Annotated in this window: 11 protein-coding genes; 9 read left to right on the top strand and 2 right to left on the bottom strand. The window is 67.2% G+C overall.

Annotation, left to right across the window (positions count from 1 at the left end; all coding sequences use genetic code 11):
* Window positions 1–21: 21 nt before the first annotated feature.
* The 5 genes from ACFK0J_RS29680 (at window position 22) to ACFK0J_RS29700 (ending at window position 16,839) form a co-directional block, all read left to right on the top strand.
* Window positions 22–13,605 carry an amino acid adenylation domain-containing protein gene (locus ACFK0J_RS29680; protein ID WP_378732882.1) on the top strand — a complete coding sequence of 4,528 codons (13,584 nt, stop codon included), beginning with the start codon at window positions 22–24 and terminating at the stop codon, window positions 13,603–13,605.
* Complete coding sequence (locus tag ACFK0J_RS29685) at window positions 13,602–14,603, top strand: ATP-binding cassette domain-containing protein (RefSeq protein WP_378732884.1); 1,002 nt, start codon at window positions 13,602–13,604, stop codon at window positions 14,601–14,603. Before ACFK0J_RS29680 ends, ACFK0J_RS29685 begins: the two co-directional genes overlap by 4 nt.
* Window positions 14,600–15,418, top strand: coding sequence for an antibiotic transporter (locus ACFK0J_RS29690; RefSeq protein WP_378732886.1), 819 nt, complete (start codon window positions 14,600–14,602; stop codon window positions 15,416–15,418). Before ACFK0J_RS29685 ends, ACFK0J_RS29690 begins: the two co-directional genes overlap by 4 nt.
* The gene (locus ACFK0J_RS29695) at window positions 15,418–16,236 is read left to right on the top strand and encodes an ABC transporter permease (RefSeq protein WP_378732887.1); all 819 of its coding nucleotides are present in this window, start codon (window positions 15,418–15,420) and stop codon (window positions 16,234–16,236) included. The genes ACFK0J_RS29690 and ACFK0J_RS29695 overlap by 1 nt, the downstream gene beginning before the upstream one ends.
* Before the next feature lie 144 nt (window positions 16,237–16,380).
* Window positions 16,381–16,839, top strand: a complete 459-nt coding sequence (locus tag ACFK0J_RS29700; RefSeq protein WP_378732889.1) for a GNAT family N-acetyltransferase — start codon at window positions 16,381–16,383, stop codon at window positions 16,837–16,839.
* Window positions 16,840–16,947: 108 nt separating this feature from the next.
* Here the strand turns inward: ACFK0J_RS29700 and ACFK0J_RS29705 are convergent, their stop codons facing one another.
* Entirely contained in the window at window positions 16,948–17,346 is a 399-nt protein-coding gene (locus ACFK0J_RS29705) for a hypothetical protein (protein ID WP_378732891.1), read from the bottom strand.
* Between the two features lie 342 nt (window positions 17,347–17,688).
* Here ACFK0J_RS29705 and nrdF point away from each other — a divergent pair, with 342 nt between their 5' ends.
* From nrdF to ACFK0J_RS29725, 4 genes are all read left to right on the top strand, one after another.
* Window positions 17,689–18,651, top strand: coding sequence for a class 1b ribonucleoside-diphosphate reductase subunit beta (gene nrdF, locus ACFK0J_RS29710; RefSeq protein ID WP_218470757.1), 963 nt, complete (start codon window positions 17,689–17,691; stop codon window positions 18,649–18,651).
* Between the two features lie 204 nt (window positions 18,652–18,855).
* The gene (locus ACFK0J_RS29715) at window positions 18,856–19,185 is read left to right on the top strand and encodes an LLM class flavin-dependent oxidoreductase (protein ID WP_378732892.1); all 330 of its coding nucleotides are present in this window, start codon (window positions 18,856–18,858) and stop codon (window positions 19,183–19,185) included.
* 306 nt (window positions 19,186–19,491) lie between these two features.
* Entirely contained in the window at window positions 19,492–20,376 is an 885-nt protein-coding gene (locus ACFK0J_RS29720) for a helix-turn-helix domain-containing protein (RefSeq protein ID WP_378732894.1), read from the top strand.
* Complete coding sequence (locus tag ACFK0J_RS29725) at window positions 20,366–20,572, top strand: DUF397 domain-containing protein (protein WP_378732896.1); 207 nt, start codon at window positions 20,366–20,368, stop codon at window positions 20,570–20,572. The genes ACFK0J_RS29720 and ACFK0J_RS29725 overlap by 11 nt, the downstream gene beginning before the upstream one ends.
* Window positions 20,573–20,662: 90 nt before the next feature.
* On the opposite strand, the gene ACFK0J_RS29730 is transcribed toward ACFK0J_RS29725, so the two are convergent.
* Window positions 20,663–21,097 (bottom strand): VOC family protein, encoded by a 435-nt coding sequence (locus ACFK0J_RS29730; protein ID WP_378732897.1) that lies wholly within the window; start codon window positions 21,095–21,097, stop codon window positions 20,663–20,665.
* Window positions 21,098–21,118: the final 21 nt, after the last annotated feature.

Here is a 21,118-nt window from a genome sequence, read left to right on the forward strand (position 1 = left end):
GGTAAGAACGTAGGACTCTTCATGCAACAGCCTCCCCCTTCGCCCGTCGAGACCGGCAGTGGTCTGCCCGAGGGCGCCTTCGCGCTGTCGGCGGCCCAACGCGGAATCTGGTTCGCCCAGCACATCGCGGGCGATACCCCGATCTCCATCGCGCAGTACGTCGAGTTGAGCGGACCGGTCGACCTCGACCTGCTGGCGCGTGCCGCCCGGCAGGCGGGACGCGAGTTCGGCACCGGGTATCTGCGGCTGCTCGAGGTCGACGGCCATCCATACCAGTTCGTGGACACCACCCTGGACGACAGCCTGAGCACGCTGGACCTCCGTGGCGAAGGTGACCCGGCGGCCGCCGCGCACGCGTGGATGCGCGCGGAATACGAGGCGCCGCTGGAACTGACCCGGGACCGGCTGGTGCGGATGGCGATGCTGCGGCTCGCCGACGACCACTGGTACTGGTACTCGCGGATCCATCACATCGTGCTGGACGGCATGGGCGCGCTGACCATGGTGCAGCGCACCGGGGAGATCTACAACGCCGAGATCGACGGCAAGCAGCCGCCACCGGCGAAGGCCGAGGATCTGCGGAAAATCGTCGAAGCCGATCTGGCGTACCGCAATTCGGATCGTTTCGGGGCCGACCGGGAGTACTGGCTCGAACATCTGGCCGGGATGGCCGACCCGGTGAGCCTCGCCGGTCGCACAGCCGATGTCGACGCGCACCCGAGTCGCATCGCCGGTGCGCTGCCGCGGGACACCGCGGATTTGCTCGATGCCGTCGCCGAGGCGGCGTCGTCGGGTGTCGCGCCGACGGTTGTCGCGGCCTTCGGTGCGTATCTGGGCGCGATGACCGGCGCTCCCGAAGTTGTCCTGAGCCTGCCGGTTTCGGCGCGGACCACGGCGATCCTGCGCCGCTCCGGCGGCATGATCGCCAATGTCGTTCCGCTGCGCTTGGCGCTGACGCCGACCACAACGGTCGGCGACCTCATCCGGGCGGCGCAGGGTGAGCTGACCGGGGCGCTGCGGCGACAGCGGTACCGGCAGGAAGACATTTTCCGCGATCTGGGGCGGCCGATGGACGAGGCCGCGTCGTTCGGTCCTTCGGTGAACCTGATGATGGTGGACACCAGGATTCAGCTCGGCGAGGTGACCGGGCGCCTGCATGTGCTGACGTCCGGTCTGATCGACGACCTGTTCGTCAACGTGTATCCCGGCGTGGGCGGCGAGAGCACCCACATCGATTTCCAAGGCAATGGAAACCTTTACAGCGACGCCGAATTGGCGGCGCAGCATCGCCGGTTCCTGCTGTTCCTGCACAGCTTCCTCGCGGCCGGACCGGATGCCGCGCTGTCGACGGTGCCGGTGGTGTCCGACGACGAGCGAACCGAGTTGGTGCCCGCCCGCGGGCCCGCCGGTGTCCCGCCCCGCACCTTGCCCGAAATCCTCACGGCCGGTGCGGCACTCGATCCTGATGCGGTGGCGATCCGGGCCGGGGCGACCGCGTTGACCTATCGGCAAGTCGACGAGCACACGAATCGCCTGGCCCGGGTGCTGATCGCGGCCGGAGCCGGACCGGAACGCGCCGTGGCGATCTCGATCCCCCGTTCGGTCCAGTCGGTGCTGGCGATGATCGCGGTGGCCAAAACCGGTGCCGCGTTCGTGCCGATCGATCCCACCTATCCCGCCGATCGGATCGAGCACATGGTCGGCGACAGCGGCGTGGTGGCGGGCGTGACCGTCGCGGCCGCCCGAAAGTCGTTGCCGGACCGGGTGAACTGGCTGATCCTCGACGAGGAGCCGACCGAACGGACCGTGCGCGAGCAGGACGCGGCGGCCGTCACCGCCGCGGAACGCCACGCCTTCATGCATCTCGATCAGGTGGCCTACATCATCTACACCTCGGGATCGACCGGATTGCCCAAGGGTGTCCTGGTGTCGCATCGCGGACTCGCGAACCTCGCGACCGGCTCCGGCGCCGGGTTCGGCGTGACCGCCGATTCCGTGGTGGCACACGCGGTATCGCCGAGCTTCGACATTTCGGTCGAGGAAATCCTGGTGACGCTCGCCGCCGGTGCCACCCTCGCCGTCGTGCCACCCACTGCGTACGCGGGCGAGGAGCTGGCCGAGGTGCTGCGCTCGCACCGCGTGACGCACCTCAATGTCACCCCGGCGGTGGTGGGGTCACTCGATCCGGCGACGCTGCCCGACCTGCGCACCGTGATCGTCGGCGGCGACGCTTGCCCACCCGAACTGGTCGCCAAGTGGTCCGGCCGCACGCTGCTGAATGGGTACGGGCCCACCGAAACCACGGTGACCGTGACATTGAGCGAACCACTGGCGCCTGCCGCGCCGGTCACCATCGGCGGTCTCGTCCGCGGTGTGTCCGCGGTGGTGCTCGATCCGTGGCTGCGGCCTGTCCCTCCCGGCACCATCGGTGAGCTGTATCTCGCGGGCGCGGGGCTCGCACGCGGCTATCACCAGCGCAACGGGCTCACGGCGGGCCGATTCGTCGCCAACCCGTACGAAGCCGGTACGCGGATGTATCGCACCGGGGACCTGGTGCGCTGGAGTTCCCGGGGTGACCGGCTCGAGCTGGAGTATCAGGGCCGCAGCGATTTCCAGGTGAAGGTCCGCGGCTTCCGCATCGAACTCGGCGAGATCGACGCGGCGCTGCAACGGCATCCGGACGTCGACTTCGCGATCACCCTCGGTGTCGAAACAGGTTCCGGCGCAACCGCACTGGTGTCATACGTGCTGCCCAAGCCGGGTGCCGAGGTGCACCCGGAAGCGCTCAAAGCCGCAGCCGGTGAAACGCTTCCGGCCTACATGGTGCCCGCCGTCGTGACGGTGCTGGACAGTATCCCGCTCACGCCGCTCGGCAAGGTGGACCGCAAGGCGCTGCCCGCACCGGATTTCGCGGCCCGCGCAGTCGTCGGGCGGGCCCCTTCCACGCCGCGCGAGGAGGCACTGGCCGCGCTCTTCGCCGAGGTGCTCGGGCTGGCGACGGTCGGGGTGGATGAGAGCTTCTTCGCACTCGGCGGTGACAGCATCGTGTCCATCCAGCTGGTGTCCAGGGCGAAGGCGGCGGGCATCGGGATCAGCGCGCGGGATGTGTTCGAACGCAAAACCGTTGCCGCACTGGCCGCTGTCGCCACCGAGGTACCGGCGCGGGTAGTTCACGAATTGCCCGGTGGCGGGGTCGGCGCGGTCGAGCTCACACCGATCGTGCACGCCATGCTCGAGCAGGGTGACAGCTGGCAACGGTTCGGCCAGGCGGTGCTCGTCGGGTTGCCCGCCGGGTTCGATCGGGGTCGGCTCGTGGCGGCGGTGCAGGTGCTCGTCGATCACCATGACCTGCTTCGTTCCTCGCTTCGCCACGCCCCGGACGGGTGGGAGTGGGTGGTCGCCGAGCGTGGTTCGGTCGACGCGAGCGCGCTGGTCGACGTCGTCGCGGCCGGGCCGGACAGCGACGAGACCCGCGAACGCGCGTTGCGGCGCGCCGCCGACCTGCTCGACCCCGCGGCGGGTGTCGTCGCGCGCTTCGTCCTGATCGAGCGAAACGAAGCCGAACCGGTGCTCTGGCTGGTGTTGCATCACCTCGTGGTCGACGGTGTTTCGTGGCGCATCTTGTTGCCGGATCTCGCGACGGCAGCCATGGGCGGCACCCTCGCACCGGTCGGTACCTCGTTCCGGCGGTGGGCGCACGGCCAGGCGGAGCAGGTACCTGGGCGAGTCCCCGAATTGCCGCTCTGGCAACGCATTCTGGCCACGCCCGACCCGGCACTCGGAGCGGACACGCTCGATCCGGCCGTCGATGTCGTCGCGACCATGGCGCACCGCCGGACCGTAATCGCACCGGATATCGCGAACACCGTGCTGACCACCGCACCCGACCGATTCCATTGCAGCGCGGACGATGTCCTGCTCGCCGCGCTCACCATGGCAGTCGGCCGGTGGCGGGACCGGACCGCGGCGCTGTTCACCCTGGAAGGGCACGGCCGCACCGAGGCGATCCTGCCCGGTGCCGATGTCGCACGCACGGTGGGCTGGTTCACCAGCGTATATCCGGTCGCCGTCGATCTGACCGGGATCGACCTGGCCGACGCGTTCGCCGGTGGCGTGGCGGCGGGCACCGCCATCAAGACCACGAAGGAACAGCTTCGGACGGTGCCGGACAAGGGCATCGGCTTCGGCATGCTCCGCTACCTCGACACCGAGACCGCGGCGGCGCTCGCCGACGCTCCGACACCGCAGATCAGCTTCAACTACCTCGGCCGGGCGAGCACCGGCGCGGAGACGGGACCCTGGCTGCCACAACGGTTCGCGGCCACCCAGGACGATCGCGCGCCACTGGCCGCCGCCGTCGATATCAACGCCGTCCTGACCGATACGGGCCTGGAAGTGACCTGGGCCTACGCTTCCCGGCTGCTCGACGCCGAGGATGTCGACCAGCTCGCGCGGCTCTGGGCAGCAGCCCTGTCGGCGCTTGCCGCGCACGCCGAGTCCGCGAGTTCTGGCGGGCGGACACCGTCCGACTTCGACCTCGTCCCGGTGACCCAGCAGCAGATCGACGCCTGGGAGCGCGACTATCCGAACCTCGCCGATGTGTGGCCGCTCTCGCCGCTGCAGTACGGCCTGCTGTTCCACGCGCTCTACGACTCCGACACCGCCGACGGCTATACCGTGCAGTCGCTACTCACCCTGGCAGGCACCGTCGACGCGACCCGGTTGCGCACCGCCGCGGCAGCATTGGTGGCTCGGCACGAGAATCTGCGGGTCGCCTTCGTGGAAACCGATGACGGTCCCCGGCAGCTCGTCCTGGCCGACGCCGAAATCAGCTGGCAGGACGTGGATCTCACGGACATCTCGGATCCTGCACTGCGGCAGCGGGAGCTGGACCGCTTGATCGCGCTGGACGCCCGCACCCGCTTCGAGCTCACCCGGCCACCGTTGGTTCGCTTCACCCTGATCCGGACGACGGCCGACACCTACCGGCTCGTGCTGACCAATCACCATCTGGTGCTGGACGGTTGGTCGACGCCGCTGCTGGTGCGCGAACTGCTGACGCTGTACGTCACCTCGGGTGACGCGTCCGCGCTGCCGCCCGCGCACTCCTATCGCGAATTCCTGTCCTGGCTGGCCGAACGCGACGACGCCGAATCGATCGCCGCGTGGGCGGAATCGCTGGCGGGCATCGACACACCGACCCGCGCCGTCCCGACACTGGCGGGCATCGAGTCGACCGAGACCGGCATGCTGTCCACCGACCTGTCCCCCGAGACCGTCGCGCGGTTGGAAGCGGCGGCACGCGAATCCGGCGCCACGGTCAATACTTTGGTGCAGGCGAGCTGGGCGCTGCTGCTCGCCATGCTCACCGGCCGGACCGATGTGGTGTTCGGCGGCACGGTCTCCGGTCGGCCACCGGAACTCGCCGGTGTCGAAGAGATGGTCGGCCTGTTCATCAACACGCTGCCGGTGCGGGTCCGGCTCGATCCGGCGGAACGGGTGGTGGACCTGCTGGCCCGAGTGCAGGCCGAGCAGGCCCGCCTGATGAATCACCAGCATGTCGGCCTCGCGGCGATTCACCAGGCCGTCGGACTCGCCGAATTGTTCGACACCCTCACCGTTTTCGAGTCCTACCCGATCGACCGGGCCGCGCTTTCGCAGGCGCTCGATATCGCGGGCATGCGGGTGCTCGACGTCGAAGGCACCGACGCGACGCCGTACCCGTTGAACCTCATGGTCATTCCGCTGCGCGGCACGGACGGCCATGACTGTCTGCGGGTCACCTTGAAGTTCATGGCCGACCAGCTCGATCCCGGCGCCGCCCGGCCGCTGCTGGACCGCTTCGTCCGGCTGCTCACCCAGCTGGGCGACCATCCGCGCGCGCTGGTCTCGCAGTTGCAGTACTGCGATGACGCCGAACGCGCTGCGCTGCTGCCGGTTCGGGGCCCGGCGTCGCTGCCCATGCGTACGCTGCCCGATATCCTCACCGCCGGTGCGGCGATCGACGGCGACGCCATCGCGGTCAGCGCGGGCGCGCTCACCATGTCCTACGGCGAACTCGACGCCTGGTCGAACCGCTTCGCGCGGCTGCTGCTGAGCCGCGGTGTCGGGCGGGAGGTGTTCGTCGTGCTGGCCCTCACCCGGTCGCTGGAATCGGTGGTCGCGGTGTGGGCGCTGGCCAAGTCCGGCGCGGCGTTCGCGCCCCTGGATCCGCACTATCCCGTCGAGCGGATCGAGCACATGCTCACCGACTCGAAGGCACCGATCGGCGTGACGGTCACGGCCACCGGCGAGACGCTGCCCGGCAGCATCGACTGGCTGCTGCTCGACGACCTCAACACGATCCGCCGGGTCATGACGGTGTCCGACGCACCCATCACCGACGAGGAGCGCGGCGGCCCGATCGATCTCGATCAGACGGCGTACCTGATCTACACCTCGGGCTCCACCGGCAAGCCGAAGGCGGTCCTGCTCAGTCATCGTGGGGTGGCGAATCTGGTTTCCTCCCAGCGTGGTTCGCTCGACTTGGATCCGTCGGCGAGCGCGTTGCAGGTGGCGTCGCCCAGCTTCGACGCCTCGGTGTTCGAGCTGCTGACCGCGCACGGCGCGGGCGGCAGGCTGGTGGTCTCGCCGCCGGATGTGTACGGCGGCGCGGAACTGGAACAGCTGCTGCGCACGGAACGGGTGACCCACGCGGTGATCACGCCGTCGGCGCTGGCCACCATGGAGCCGACCGATCTCGACCACCTGCGGGTGCTCGCGGTCGCCGGTGAGGCGGCGACACCGGAGCTGATCGAACGCTGGTCCGTCGGGCGGCGGATGGTGAACCTCTATGGGCCGACGGAGTTCAGCATTTGGGCCACCGGCCCGGCGGAACTCGTTGCGGGCGAACCGATCACGATCGGCGGACCGATTCGCGGCGCGGCCACCATGGTGCTGGACACGTGGTTGCGTCCGGTGCCCGTCGGGATCGCCGGTGAGTTGTATCTGGCGGGGCCCGCACTCGCCAGGGGTTACTTCAACCGCTTCGAGATGACGGCCGCTCGATTCGTCGCCGACCCGTACGGGGCACCCGGCGAGCGGATGTATCGGACCGGCGACATGGTGCGCTGGGTCATCGGCCGCGACGGCGGCTACGAACTGGAGTACCTGGGGCGCAGCGACTTCCAGGTCAAGATCCGTGGCCTGCGCATCGAGCTCGGCGAGATCGACGCGGTGTTGTCTCGGGACGAGCAGGTCGAGTACGCGGTCACGATCGGCCGGGCCGGTCCGGCCGGAGCGACCGTGCTGGTGTCGTACGTGCTGCCCGCCACCGGCGTCGAGCTGGATACCGAGCGGCTGCGCGAGCGAGTGGCGGCCGAGCTGCCCGGATATATGGTGCCCGGCTACCTCGTTGTGCTGGACTCGATTCCGCTCACGCCGGTCGGCAAGCTGGATCGCAAAGCCCTTCCGGTGCCGGACTTCTCGGACACCAACCGGCCTTACCTCGCGCCCCGCACGCCGGTGGAGCAGGCGGTAGCCGAAGTGTTCGGCGATGTGCTCGGCCGCGAGCGGATCAGCGTCGATCAGTCGTTCTTCGAACTCGGCGGCAACTCGCTCAGCGCGACCAAGGTTGTCGCCCGGGTCAATTCGGCGCTCGGCTCGACCATCGCGCTACGGGATCTGTTCGACGCGCCCACCGTCGCGCAGCTGTCCGCGCGGGTGGTCCCGGCGACCGATGGCAAGCCGGGCCGGTTCGCGCTCGCGCCGCGGCTTCGGCCGGACCGCATCCCGTTGTCCCCGGCGCAGCAGCGGATGTGGGTGCTCAACCGGCTCGACCTGACCTCGTCGGCCTACAACATCGCGGTCGCGCTGCGCCTGACCGGCCAGCTCGACGTCGACGCCATGCGTTCGGCACTCGCCGCCGTCGTCGACAGGCACGAGAGCCTGCGCACGATCTACCCTTCCGATGCCGACGGCCCCCGTCAGGTGATCATGGATACCGAGATGGCCGCGCCCACCTGCACGGTGCTGGAGACCGAGGACGGTGCGGCACTGCGCGATCGGATCAACGCCCTGGCGAGTGCGGGGTTCGATATCGCCAAGGAGCCGCCATTGCGGGTCGGGTTGTTCCGCATCATCGGCGCGACTTTTCGCTCCGCCGCCAACGGGGCGTCGCGACATCATGATCCAGTCAGCCCCGGACTCGCCGTGTCCGCGGCCGCGTCTGCCGCGGTGCCCGCACCGGTGCCCCCAGACCACGTCGCGACGTCCGCGCCGGTGTCCTCCGGTGCGTTCGCAGGCGCTCCGCCGGTGGCGTCGAACCCCTCGGTCGGCATCCCATCGGTGTCCTCCGGTCACTCTGTCGCGGTGGCTCCGGTACCCGCGGGTCCCAGCATTGAAACCGGCTCCGCCGCTGTGCACGTCGTCGTGCTCGTGGTGCACCACATCAGTGCGGACGGCGCGTCCATGGGACCGCTGGCCGCTGATCTGGTCGCCGCGTATTCCGCCGCCCGCTCGAGCGGTGCGGACACGGGCAGGGCTCCGCTTGCCGTGCAGTACGCCGACTTCGCGCTGTGGCATCGCGAATTGCTCGGCAGCGAGTCGGACCCGGAATCGCTGGCGGCGCAGCAGGTTCGGTACTGGAGCAACACGCTCGCCGGGGCACCGGACGTGCTGGAACTGCCCGCCGACCGGCCTCGGCCCGCGGTGCAGACGATGCGTAGCGCCGATGTCGATTTCATGGTCGATGCCGAATTACACGGCGCGCTGGTGGAATTCGCGGCGGCGCACAATGTCAGCCTGTTCATGGTCGTGCACGCGGCACTCGCGGTGCTGCTGGCGCGGCTCGGCGGCACCGACGACGTGGTGATCGGGACGCCGGTGGCCGGGCGCGGCGAGCAAGCGCTGGACGAACTCGTCGGCATGTTCGTCAATACCCTGGCCTTGCGCACCCCGGTCGACCCCGCCGCGGGATTCGGCGACTTCCTGACCGCGGTGCGTTCGACCGATCTGGACGCGTTCGCGCATGCCGATGTGCCGTTCGAGCGGCTGGTGCAGGTGTTGAATCCGACCCGGTCGACGGCCCATCACCCGCTGTTCCAGGTGTCGCTGTCGCTGCAGAACTTCGTCGAGCCGGTGCTGGAGCTGCCGGGGTTGCGGTTCGAGGTGCAGGACTTCGACCGCCGCACTTCTCAATTCGACCTCACCCTCGACTTGCGCGAGCGCTTCGACGAGACGGGTCCGGCCGGGCTGGCCGGTGTGCTCACCTACGCGACGGACCTGTTCGACGAGGCGACGGTGACGTCGTTCGCCGCCCGCTGGCTGCGCGTGCTGGCCACCGTGCTCGCCGAACCCGACGTGCGACTCGCCGATATCGACATCCTCGACGACAGCGAACGAACCACACTGGTACCGGTGCGCGGGACCGAAAGCGACGGGGTTACCACGCTTCCGGAGCTACTTGCCACCACCGCGTCCCGGTACCCGGATCGTCCCGCCTTGGTCGTGGCCGGACACATGACGACGTACCGCGAACTCGACGCGCACGCCAACCGGCTGGCCCGGCTGCTGCTCGCCGCGGGTGCGGGCCCGGAAACCGTAATCGCCCTGGGCCTCCCCCGCTCGGCCGAACTGCTCACCGGCATGTGGGCGGCGGCCAAGATCGGTGCGGCTTTCCTGCCGGTCGACCCGAAGCACCCGGTGGAGCGGATCGATCACATGCTCACCGATTCCAGCGCCCGCGTCGGCCTCACGGTGGCCGAGTACCGGCCGTTACTGCCGGACAGCACGCAATGGCTGGTGCTGGACGACATCGCCCTGGTCGAGCGCTGGTGCCGGGCGAGTGCGCGGCCACTGCGCGAAGCTGAGCTGCCGCACCCGATCCGCCCGGACAACCCCGCGTGGCTGATCTACACCTCCGGCTCGACCGGCACTCCGAAGGGCGTCTCGGTCTCGCACCGTGGCATCGCCGACCTGGTAGTCGCGCAACGGGAGTCGCTGGGACTGGATGAGCGAGCACGGGTATTGCAGGTGGCTTCACCGAGTTTCGACGCGTCGGTGTTCGAGGCACTCATGGCGTTCGGTTCCGGTGGCGCCTCGGTGGTCTCGCCGCCGGAGGTGTTCGGCGGCAGCGCGCTGGCCGAGCTGATCGCCGACGAACAGGTCACCCACCTGGTGATCACACCGTCGGCGCTGGCCACCCTCGATCCCGGCGAGGTATCGAGTGTTCGGGTGCTCGCCGTGGCGGGTGAGGCGGTCGGTGCCGAACTCGTCGAGCGGTGGGCTGCCGATCGCACCATGGTCAATCTGTACGGACCCACCGAATTCACCATCTGGGCAACGGGTTCCGCACCGCTCGGCGTCGGAGCACCGGTGACCATCGGCACACCGGTGCGCGGTGCCGCGGTTCTGGTGCTGGATGACCGGCTGCGACCGGTACCGGTCGGTGTCGCGGGCGAGCTGTACCTGGCCGGTCCGGCCCTGGCTCGCGGTTATCACGCACGGCCGGGTCTGACGGCAGGCCGGTTCACCGCCGACCCGTTCGGTGCGGCGGGCCAACGGATGTATCGCACGGGCGATCTGGTGCGCTGGACGCGGTCCGCGTCGTCGCGGCTGGAGCTGGAGTATTTGGGGCGCACCGATTTCCAGGTCAAGGTGCGCGGTCAGCGCATCGAGCTCGGTGAGATCGATGCCGTGCTCGGGCGCATCGATGGCATCGACTTCGCGGTGACCCTCGGCGTTCCCGGTCCCACCGGGGCCACCGCATTGGCCGCTTATCTGGTGCGCACGCCGGGCATCGAGCTCGACGTTGCCCGGGTTCGCGCCATCGCGGCGGACACCTTGCCCGCTTACATGGTCCCGTCCGCGTTCGTCGTCTTGGATGCCATCCCGCTCACCGCGGTCGGCAAGCTGGATCGAAAGGCGCTGCCCGCACCGGAATTCACCGCCGAACGCACCGAGTATCGTGCGCCGTCCACGCCGACCGAGGAAACGCTGGCGGGCATCTTCGCCGAGTTGCTCGGGCTCGACCAGGTCGGCGCCGACGATTCGTTCTTCGCGCTCGGCGGCGACAGCATCCTCGCCATCCAACTGGTCTCGCGGGCCAAGCAGCACGGCGTCCAGTGCACACCGCTACAGGTCTTCGAGCATCGCACCGTTGCCGCGTTGGCCGCGGCCGCCGATGCCGCGGGCGCGGTGGTCACGCTGGACGAACTGCCCGGCGGTGGTGTCGGCGACATGCCGCTGCCGCCGATCGTGCACTACATGCTCGACCGAGGCGGCGACTACCGCCGCTTCGCGCAGACGGCGGTGCTGGAATTGCCGGTCGGTATCGAACGGGCGCAGATCGTCGCCACGCTGGCCGCCGTCGTCGACCGCCACGACATGCTGCGCGCCCGGCTGGTGCTGGACGAGAACGTCGAACCGCGGCTGTCGGTAGGTGAACCCGGCTCGGTCGACGTGGACGCCTTAGTGCACCGCGTCGAATTCGACGCCGCGGCCGACTCCGTGGATCTGCGCGAGTACGCGGTGACCGAACTGGATTCCGCGATGAATCGCCTCGATCCGGCCAACGGCCTCGTGCTCCAGTTCATTTGGCTCGACCCGGTCGGCGACGGCGGAACCCGCACGCGGGCAGGACGTTTGATAGTGGCGGCGCATCACCTGGTCATCGACGGCGTCTCCTGGCGCATCCTGGTGCCGGACCTCGTCGCCGCGTGGGCGCAGGTATCGGTCGGCAATACCCCGGTTCTCGCCGAGACCGGCACCTCGATGCGGCGATGGGTGCACGCGCTGGTCGATGAGGCGAGCACGGACAAGCGGGTCTCGGAACTCAGCTACTGGCAGGACGTCATCGCCGGACCTGATCCACTGATCGGGTCCCGGGCGCTGGACCCCGCGATCGATCAGACGCACACGTTGCGGATGCTGCACCGCGAGGTATCACCGGACATCACGAACGCACTGCTCACGACACTGCCTGGGCTGTTCCAAGGTGGCGTCAACGACGCTCTGCTCGCGACGCTGGCCATTGCGCTGATCCGCTGGCGGGGCAACCATCCACAGCCATCCGGCGGCCTGCCACAGATACCCCGGCGGACGCCCGGGTCGAGTGGCGAGCCCGGCACGGATAGTCCCGACTCGGTCCCGGCGGACACGGGGACGGCGAGCGAGGAAGACCTCGGGCCGTGCACCGATGCCCTGATCCGGCTCGAAGGGCACGGCAGGCAGGAGGAAGCGATTCCCGGTGCCGACCTCTCCCGCACCATCGGCTGGTTCACCAGTATCTATCCCGTCCGGCTCGACCTCGATGGCATCGACCTCGATAACGCACTCGCGGGCGGTCCCGCCATGGGCACGGCCATCCGCGCCGTGAAGCACCAACTGCTCGCGGTGCCGGACAAGGGCATCGGCTTCGGCCTGCTGCGCTACCTGAATCCGGAAACAGCCGAACATCTTCCGGACCGCCTGCCCGGTCAGGTCAGCTTCAACTATCTCGGGCGGTATTCGACCGGCGACATTCCGGCCGGACTGGAAGGCCTCGGCTGGCTGCCGACCGACGAGTTCGGCGACTTGCATGCCGTCGAACATCATTCCGTGCCACTGCAATCGGTGGTCGACGTGAATGCCGTTGTCGTCGGCGACCGACTGCAGGCGAGCTTCGGTTTCCCGGACACGCTGCTGCACTGCGACGAAGTTGCCGAATTAGCGGACCTTTGGGTCGAGACGCTTTGCACCGCAGCCGAATTCGCGCGGTCTGCGGCGGCACGCACGGCCGCGGCCGACGAAGCCGCCGCCATGGCCGCGCAATCCGCCGCGCAGATTCCGGCGGCCCCCGCCGGACTGGGGCTGGATGTCGTGCTGCCGATCCGGCTCGACGGCACCGAACCTGCCCTGTTCTGCATTCACCCGTCATCCGGAATGTCGTGGACGTACCTGGGACTCGCGGACACGTTGCGTCCCGGCAGGCCGATCTACGGGCTGCAAGCACCGGACCTCGGCGGCCACGAACCACCGGCGCGCTCCATCGAGGAATTCGCCGACCGGTACGTGCGCGAGATCCGCGCGATCCAGCCGGACGGCCCCTACCACCTGCTCGGCTGGTCGTTCGGCGGGCTCATCGCGCATGCCGTCGCGACCAAGCTGCAAGAAGCTGGCGCCACCGTCGGCGTCGTCGCACTGCTGGACGCCGACACCGCCGATATCGACGGCGACACCATCGAACGGCTCAGCGCCGGCGCGTTCGTCAACTCGTTCGGCTCGGTCTTCGGCATCGACGATGTACCCGCCGAGGCCACCGCCCAGGCGGCCGCCGAGCTGATTCGCGAACGGCTGGGCGGTGTTTCGTTGATCGACGCGGACACCATCGAACGGATGGCGGCGTCGTACAACGCGTCGGCACGGACCCGCACCGGCTATCGGCGACCGGTCTTCGACGGCGACATCGTGTATTTCAGCGCGACCGTCGATACCTCCGACATCTTCGGTCCGGACGGCTGGCGGCCCTACGTGACCGGAGAAATCCGCAACTACGACGTCGAGGTCACCCACGACGAACTGACCGCACCCCACGTGCTGCCGATCATCGCGCGCGTGCTCGACGAACATCTGGGAGGCCGAGAATGAGTTCCGAACAAGGAGTCGTCGTCGAAGGAATCGAGAAGTCCTTCGGCGCTGTAAAGGCGTTGCGCGGAGTCGATTTCGTGGCCGAGCCGGGCGAGGTGCTCGGCATCCTCGGCCCGAACGGAGCGGGCAAGACCACCATGGTGAACATCCTGTCCACGCTCATCGCGCCGGATCGGGGCCGCGCGGTGGTCGCCGGGCACGATGTGGTCGCCGATCCCGCGGCGGTGCGCCGGTCCATCATGCTCACCGGGCAATACGCCGCCCTCGACGACATGCTGAGCGGCTACGAGAATCTGGTGATGTTCGGCAGGCTGATGGGGCTGCGCAAGCGCGCCGCCCGAGCCCGCGCGGACGAACTGCTCGCCGAGTTCGACCTGGTCGGTGCGGCGGGCCGCCGGGTCGGCACGTATTCGGGCGGCATGCGGCGACGCATCGATATCGCGTGCGGTCTCGTCGTCCGGCCGGATGTGGTTTTCCTCGACGAACCGACCACCGGCCTCGATCCGCGGAGCAGGCAAGGGGTTTGGGACCTGGTGAGCAGCTTCAAGAAGGCGGGCATCACGACTTTGCTCACCACGCAGTACCTGGAGGAGGCGGACGCACTCAGCGATCGGATCATCGTGATCGACCACGGGGTGGTGATCGCGCAGGGCACCGCCGACGAGCTGAAGTCCAGGACCGGTGGCAGCTACTGCGAAGTGGTTCCGCTGGATCTGAAGGATCTGCCCATCATCGCCGATGCGCTCGGTTCGCTACTGCCGGACGGTATTCGGGCCGCGATGACACCCGACTCGGATCGCATCGCCATCCCGGCTCCCGATGGTGCGAAGACGCTGGCGGAGGCATTGCGCCGCTTGGACGGTGCGGATGTCGAACTGGTCGACATCGCGCTGCGCAGGCCGTCGCTCGATGACGTGTTCCTTCAGCTGACCGGCCACCTGGCCTCCACCGACGGCGCTGCCGACGGGAAAGCGGTTGACGTGGAGAAGGTCTCGTGACCGCGGGTACCTGGTTGACGGATGTCCGCGCCACCCCGCTCCGGGCGCAGCAGTGGTGGGTGCTCACCAACCGATTGATCGTGCCCTCGGTGAAAACCGGTGAGGTGCTTGCCTCGGTGCTCGCGCCCGCCGCGTTCACGGCCAGCTTCTACATTCCGCTGAAGACGGTGATGACGTTCGCGGGCACGGGGTTCAGCAGCTACGCCCAGTTCATGATGCCGATCGTGGTGTTGCAAGCCGCGGCGTTCACCGCCATCTCGGCCGCGTTCCGGGCGGCCACCGACTCGGTGGCCGGGCTGAACCGCCGATTCGGCTCCATGCCGGTCGGGCCGCTGGTTCCGGTCGCCGCCCGCATGTCCGGCAATGTCTTCCGGCTGGCGATCGCGCTGGTCACCGCCATTATCTGCGGTCATGTGATCGGCTTTCGGTTCCGGCTGGACACCGTGCACACGATCGGCTTCCTGCTGTTGGCGATGCTCATCGGCGTCGCGCTGATGCTGGGCGCGGATGTGATCGGCACCGTGTCACGCAGTCCGGAGGCGACGACCCAGGCTCTGGTGTTGCCGCCGTTGATCTTCGGCATGCTCTCGACGGGACTGGCACCGGCCCAACAGTTTCCGGCGTGGGTGCAGCCGTTCGTGCGCAATCAGCCGGTGTCCCAGTTCGCGATCGGATTGCGGGCGCTGGCCGGTGACACGCTGGGCAACGCGGGCCAGATGACATGGGCCTTGATGGGGCCGCCGCTGGCTTGGGCGATCGGCATTCTCGCGCTGTGCATTCCGCTGACCATCCGACTGAGTTCGAGGAGGGCGTGATGGCACTGCTGGCCGAACGCACCGCGGATACCCGCGCCGGTGCGGAGGTGTCGGCCGCATCGCTGGTGCGGCACACCATGATTCAGACCCATCGGCTGCTGCTGCGCTGGGCACGCAATCCGGTGACCCTGCTGGAAACCCTGATCATCCCGTGTCTGCTGCTGATCATGCTAGAGACTGTCATCGGCGGCCAGATCCGCAAGTTCACCGGCGACAGCGCCCTGTACGGTTCGGTGCCGATGGTCACGCTCGTCGGCGCCCTCTCCGGCGCGGTAGCCGGTGGGGTCCTACTCGGCCGGGAACGCGACGCGGGACTGCTCGCCCGCTTCTGGGTGCTGCCGGTGCACCGCGCATCCGGGCTGGTCTCGCGCATCCTCGCCGAGGGCTGCCGCATCTTCGCGGGCACCCTGGCCATCATCCTGGTCGGCTACCTGCTCGGCTTCCGCTTCCACCAAGGCGTCCTCGCCACCCTGGTATTCCTGCTCATCCCGGTACTTTTCGGCCTGGCCTTCGCCACCGTCGTCACCGCCGTCGCCGTCTTCACCGCCAAAGCCACGCTGGTAGAAGCCATCACCATCCTCACCTCCCTGATGATGTTCTTCAGCACCGGTTTTGTCCCGCTGGCCGCCTACCCCCAATGGATCCAGCCCATCGTCCGCAACCAACCGATGTCGGTAGCCGTAGACGCCATGAAAGCCCTGGCTCTCGAAGGCCCCCTGGCCCGCCCCCTCACCCTCACCCTGCTCTGGTCCCTCGCCGCCATCACCCTGTTCGCCATCCCCGCCACCATCGGCTACCGCCGCGCCAGCCGCCGCTGATATTTCGTTGCCGGTGCGACGGACTATCGATAGCCTGGCGGTATGCCAGGTTGACGCTAGAGATTTCGGTATGCCCGATGGCCTCGAGCTCCCCCTTTCGTCCGTTCAGTCGCTGACCGATCGAACGAGACGAAAGGAATAGTTATGGAGGTCAGGCGAATTCGACGGGGTGAAGGTGACGTGGTCGGCGGTCTGTGGGACCGGATGTGCCGCGAGATCGTGGACGGCGGGCCGCTGACCGAGCGGGGCCGGGCCGATCTGTCGCGCATGCTCGACATGGGCGCGTGGCATCGAGACAGCTTCTGCCTTGTCGCGGTAGGCAATTCGCAGATTGTCGGCTTCGCCAACGGCCGTGTCGACATCGGTGACGGATTGCTGCCGGGGATCAGTGGCGAGATCGATTCGCTGTACGTGCTGCCGGAACACCGCGGCGCGGGAATCAGCCGCGCACTGGCCGAATCCGCGATCGGCTGGTTGCGGGAACGCGGCGCCGACCCGATCCGGTACCTGTCCTGCGCCGAGGCGCACGATGATCACCGCTTCTGGGCGAGCCTCGGTTTCGAAGCCGACATGGTCTGCCTGTCGCTGTATTCGAATCAGTAACAAGCGGGCTGTCCGGCCGCCCTCGATGATGGGCCACTCGATAATCGGCAGGCTCGCGTAGCCGCGATTCGGCCCCGGCGTCAGTGCCGGGGCCGAATCGTGCGCCGCTTACTGGACCGAGAGTTGGCGGGCCAGGGCCCAGATCACCAGGACATCGATCGCGATGATGACCAGGGCCCAGAAGGGATAGATGGGGGCGAACAGAAAATTGTCCAGGATGCTGAGCGACGCCATCACGATCCCGGCGAGGCAGCCCCAAGTCTTACCAGTGACGACGCCGAATCCGGCGATCAGGATGAGGGCGGCGATCACCAGGTGGACCCAGCCCCACGCGGAGACATCGATGAGGAAGACCTGGTCCTCGGTGACGACGAAGATGTCGCGGCCCGCGATGGCGGCGATGGCGGTGAGCAGGTGCAGAACACCGGTGATCAGGATCAGGACGCCCGCGAAGATCGTCATGTCGCTGAGCGCCGGGCCGGTCCGGACGGGTCCGGGACTGGTCATGACACACACTCCTTCCGAAACGCGTGATACATCGTTCGGCCCAACGTAGCCCCTGATCAGGCGAAACCGGCGCAGGTCCGCGGGCGGGTCACCGAGTCGCGGCAACACTGTGGCAAACAATTGGCGATCTCTCGCGGCGCGCCAGCACCGATGTGGCTGTTCCCGCGCTCGTGCCGCAGAATAGGGGCCGCACGCGGTGGTCCCAGGCATTTCTCGCCTCAGTGACACACATCGCTGCGACACAAGGTGTTGTGCTGTACGGACTTGTCACCCACAAGGAGTAGTGTCCTGAAGGGAGAAATTCCGTGACGGCAGCGGGCTCGGGAAAGGTGTGGAGGCAGCATGAAACTGATCGATCGGGTATCGGCCATCAACTGGAATCGGGTGCCCGACGAGAAGGACGCCGAGGTCTGGGACCGGCTGACCGGCAACTTCTGGCTGCCCGAGAAGGTTCCGGTGTCCAACGACATCCCTTCGTGGGGCACATTGACCCCCGATGAGAAGCAGCTGACCATGCGGGTCTTCACCGGCCTCACGCTGCTGGACACCATCCAGGGCACGGTAGGCGCGGTGAGCCTGATCCCGGATGCGCTGACCCCGCACGAGGAGGCGGTGTACACCAACATCGCGTTCATGGAGTCGGTGCACGCCAAGAGCTACAGCTCGATCTTCTCCACGCTGTGCTCCACCCGGGAGATCGACGACGCGTTCCGCTGGTCGGAGGAGAACCGCAACCTGCAGCGCAAAGCCGAGATCGTGCTGGACTACTACAACGGCGACGATCCGCTCAAGCGCAAGGTGGCCTCGACGCTGCTGGAGAGCTTCCTCTTCTACTCCGGCTTCTACCTGCCGATGTACTGGTCCTCGCGGGCCAAGCTCACCAACACCGCCGACCTGATCCGGCTGATCATCCGCGACGAGGCCGTGCACGGCTACTACATCGGCTACAAGTACCAGAAGGGTCTGGAATTGGTCAGCCAGGCCGAGCGCGACGAGCTGAAGAACTACACCTTCGAGCTGCTGTTCGAGCTGTACGACAACGAGGTCGAATACACCCAGGACCTCTACGACGAGGTCGGCCTCACCGAGGACGTCAAGAAGTTCCTGCGCTACAACGCGAACAAGGCGCTGATGAACCTCGGCTACGAGGGCCTGTTCCCGAAGGACGAGACCGAGGTGAATCCGGCCATCCTGTCGGCGCTCTCCCCGAACGCGGACGAAAACCACGACTTCTTCTCCGGTTCGGGTTCCAGCTATGTGATCGGCAAGGCAGTCAACACCGAAGACGAAGACTGGGAGTTCTGACCGACCTCCCCACATCTGACGACACGGCGGCGGAGCATTCCGCCGCCGTTTCTCGTCCGGGGACTGCGTTCGACGACGCTTGCGTCGACACCGGCGACAACGTTCAGCGTGGCGGCCGGTTTCGGCGAGACCGCTGCGACGGGTGTGGATTTCGCGACCCGCGGTCGGCGTGCCGACGAAGCGATCGACGTCTTGTAACCCCTGGTGCCGCAATTGCCGATCCACATCGGTGGCTCGAGCCGCGCCGCCGCCCGCCGGGCAGGGCGGCGCGGCGACGGCTATTTCCCCGGCGGGATGCTCAGCCCCCATGAGCGCGACATCCAACTGGAACTCACCAGAGCGGAAGCCGTTGCCGCGGGGCGCGATCCGGCGGCACTCGAATACACCCGCTGGGGATCGATCGATATGCCGCTCGAACGCGTCGAGGGTCTCGCGGCCGAAGGCGTGACCCGGATCGTGATCGGCAGCACCGATCCCGCGGACCAGTTCGACGAGATGTCGCGATTCGCCGAGCGATTCGGCCTGGTGGGCTGACGTATCCCGGTGCCAATTCGAATCTGCGCCCACTTATAGAGGCGCCATTCCTGCCGGAATTTATTATTCTGGATTGTTCCTGTTTTGTTGTCGCACTGGGTAATTCGGTGAATCGGCGAACCTCCATTACAGTCAGCTGGTTGGATGAACGCGGAAACCGATTCGGGGTTGCAGGGCCGGTCGGCTTTCCGGGCATACAGCAGTGCAACACCGCAGCCACAGTGGAACCTTCCAGAATTCCACAGTCGCTGCCGCCCTTGGGTTCCAAAATAGACCCCCTTCTTTAGCGACCTCGGAGATGCAGCCATGACAACTGGTTCGACCCTTCCCCGCAGGCTACTGGCGCGCGAGCTTCGCAAAGCCCGCGAGGCGGCGAACGTGAGCGCGGAGGCCGCGCGGAGCCAAATCGGTGTCAGCAAACAAACATTCTGGCGAATGGAGAGCGGGATCCCTACCAGACTGAACGCGCTGTTCGTCAAGCGGTTATGCGAATTCTACGAGGTGTCGCCAGAGCTGACGCGGGTACTGCTGGCCCTCACCGAAGAGACGAAGGCCAAGGGTTGGTGGCATGCGTTCGACGAGGCGGTACCCAAGTCGTTCGGCCTGTTCGTCGGGCTGGAAGATGCGGCGCACCGCATCATTTCGTATCAGACCACGTTTCTGCCTGGAATGTTGCAGACCGACGAGTACCGGCGCGCGATGAATTGGGTCGAGCACCCGAACATGTCGACATCGGACATCGAGACAAGGATCAGGATTGCCGCACTACGACAGGATCGACTCACCAGCCAATCCAATCCCCTGACCCTGGATGTCTTTATCGATGAAGCGGCACTGCGCCGCCCGACCGGCAGCACCGCCGTCATGGCTGACCAGCTGACGCATCTCGCCGAGACCGCACAGCTACCGAATGTTTCAATACGAGTAGTTCCAATTTCGACAGGCACTTACAGAGGTCTGGCGGTTGGAACGTTCGTGCTGCTGGAGTTTCCAACACACCCGACCGCATATCTGACAGAGCCACCGGTGATTTACATCCAGGGCTTCACCGGAGATTTGTATTTAGAGCGCCCCGAAGAGATTTCGGCGTATCGTGGGGTGTGCACGGATCTCAAACGCCTGACATTGGATGAGGCCGATAGCCGCGCTCTCATCCTCGAAATAGCAAAGGAGTTCTCCCGTGAACATTGATCTGACCAGTGCACGATGGTTCAAGAGCACGCACAGCACCGCTTCGAAAGACTGTGTGGAGGCAGCGCATCTCGACGGCGGTATGGTCGGCATCCGCGACTCCAAGAACCCCACCGGCCCGGCCCTGATTTTCACCCCTGCCGAATGGGACGCCTTCATTACCGGCGTCGCACACGGCGAATTCAACCGTCCGTAAAGCTACCGACCACACGAGGCCCCCACGATCCGTGGGGGTTTCGTGCTTTGCTCCGAACTACTTGTTGCCGATGTTCACGTTCGCGGCCACTCAGTCGAGGCAGAACTCGTTGCCCTCGATGTCCTGCATCACCAGGCACGACTCGTTGAAGTCATCGGCACGCAGTAGTCGCACGCGTACCGCGCCGAGCTCGACCAGTCGTGCGCATTCGGCCTCGAGTACGGCCAGGCGCTCGTCACCCACGAGCCCGGTGCCGACGCGCACATCGAGATGCACCCGATTCTTGACGACCTTGCCTTCGGGAACGCGCTGAAAGTACAGGCGCGGGCCCACACCCGTGGGATCAATGCAGGTGAACGCTGAACCCTGACGCTCAGGCGGCAGCGAGCGATCGAAATCCTGCCAAGTAGCGAACCCCTCCGGTGGCGGCGGTACGACGTACCCCAACACCTCGCACCAGAAACGAGCGACGCGCTCAGGTTCTGCGCAGTCGAATGTGACTTGGATCTGTTTGACCGACGCCATCGGTCCACCATAGAGGGGGGC

The organism is Nocardia brasiliensis (genome assembly GCF_042691675.1).
Lineage (GTDB): Bacteria > Actinomycetota > Actinomycetes > Mycobacteriales > Mycobacteriaceae > Nocardia > Nocardia brasiliensis_D.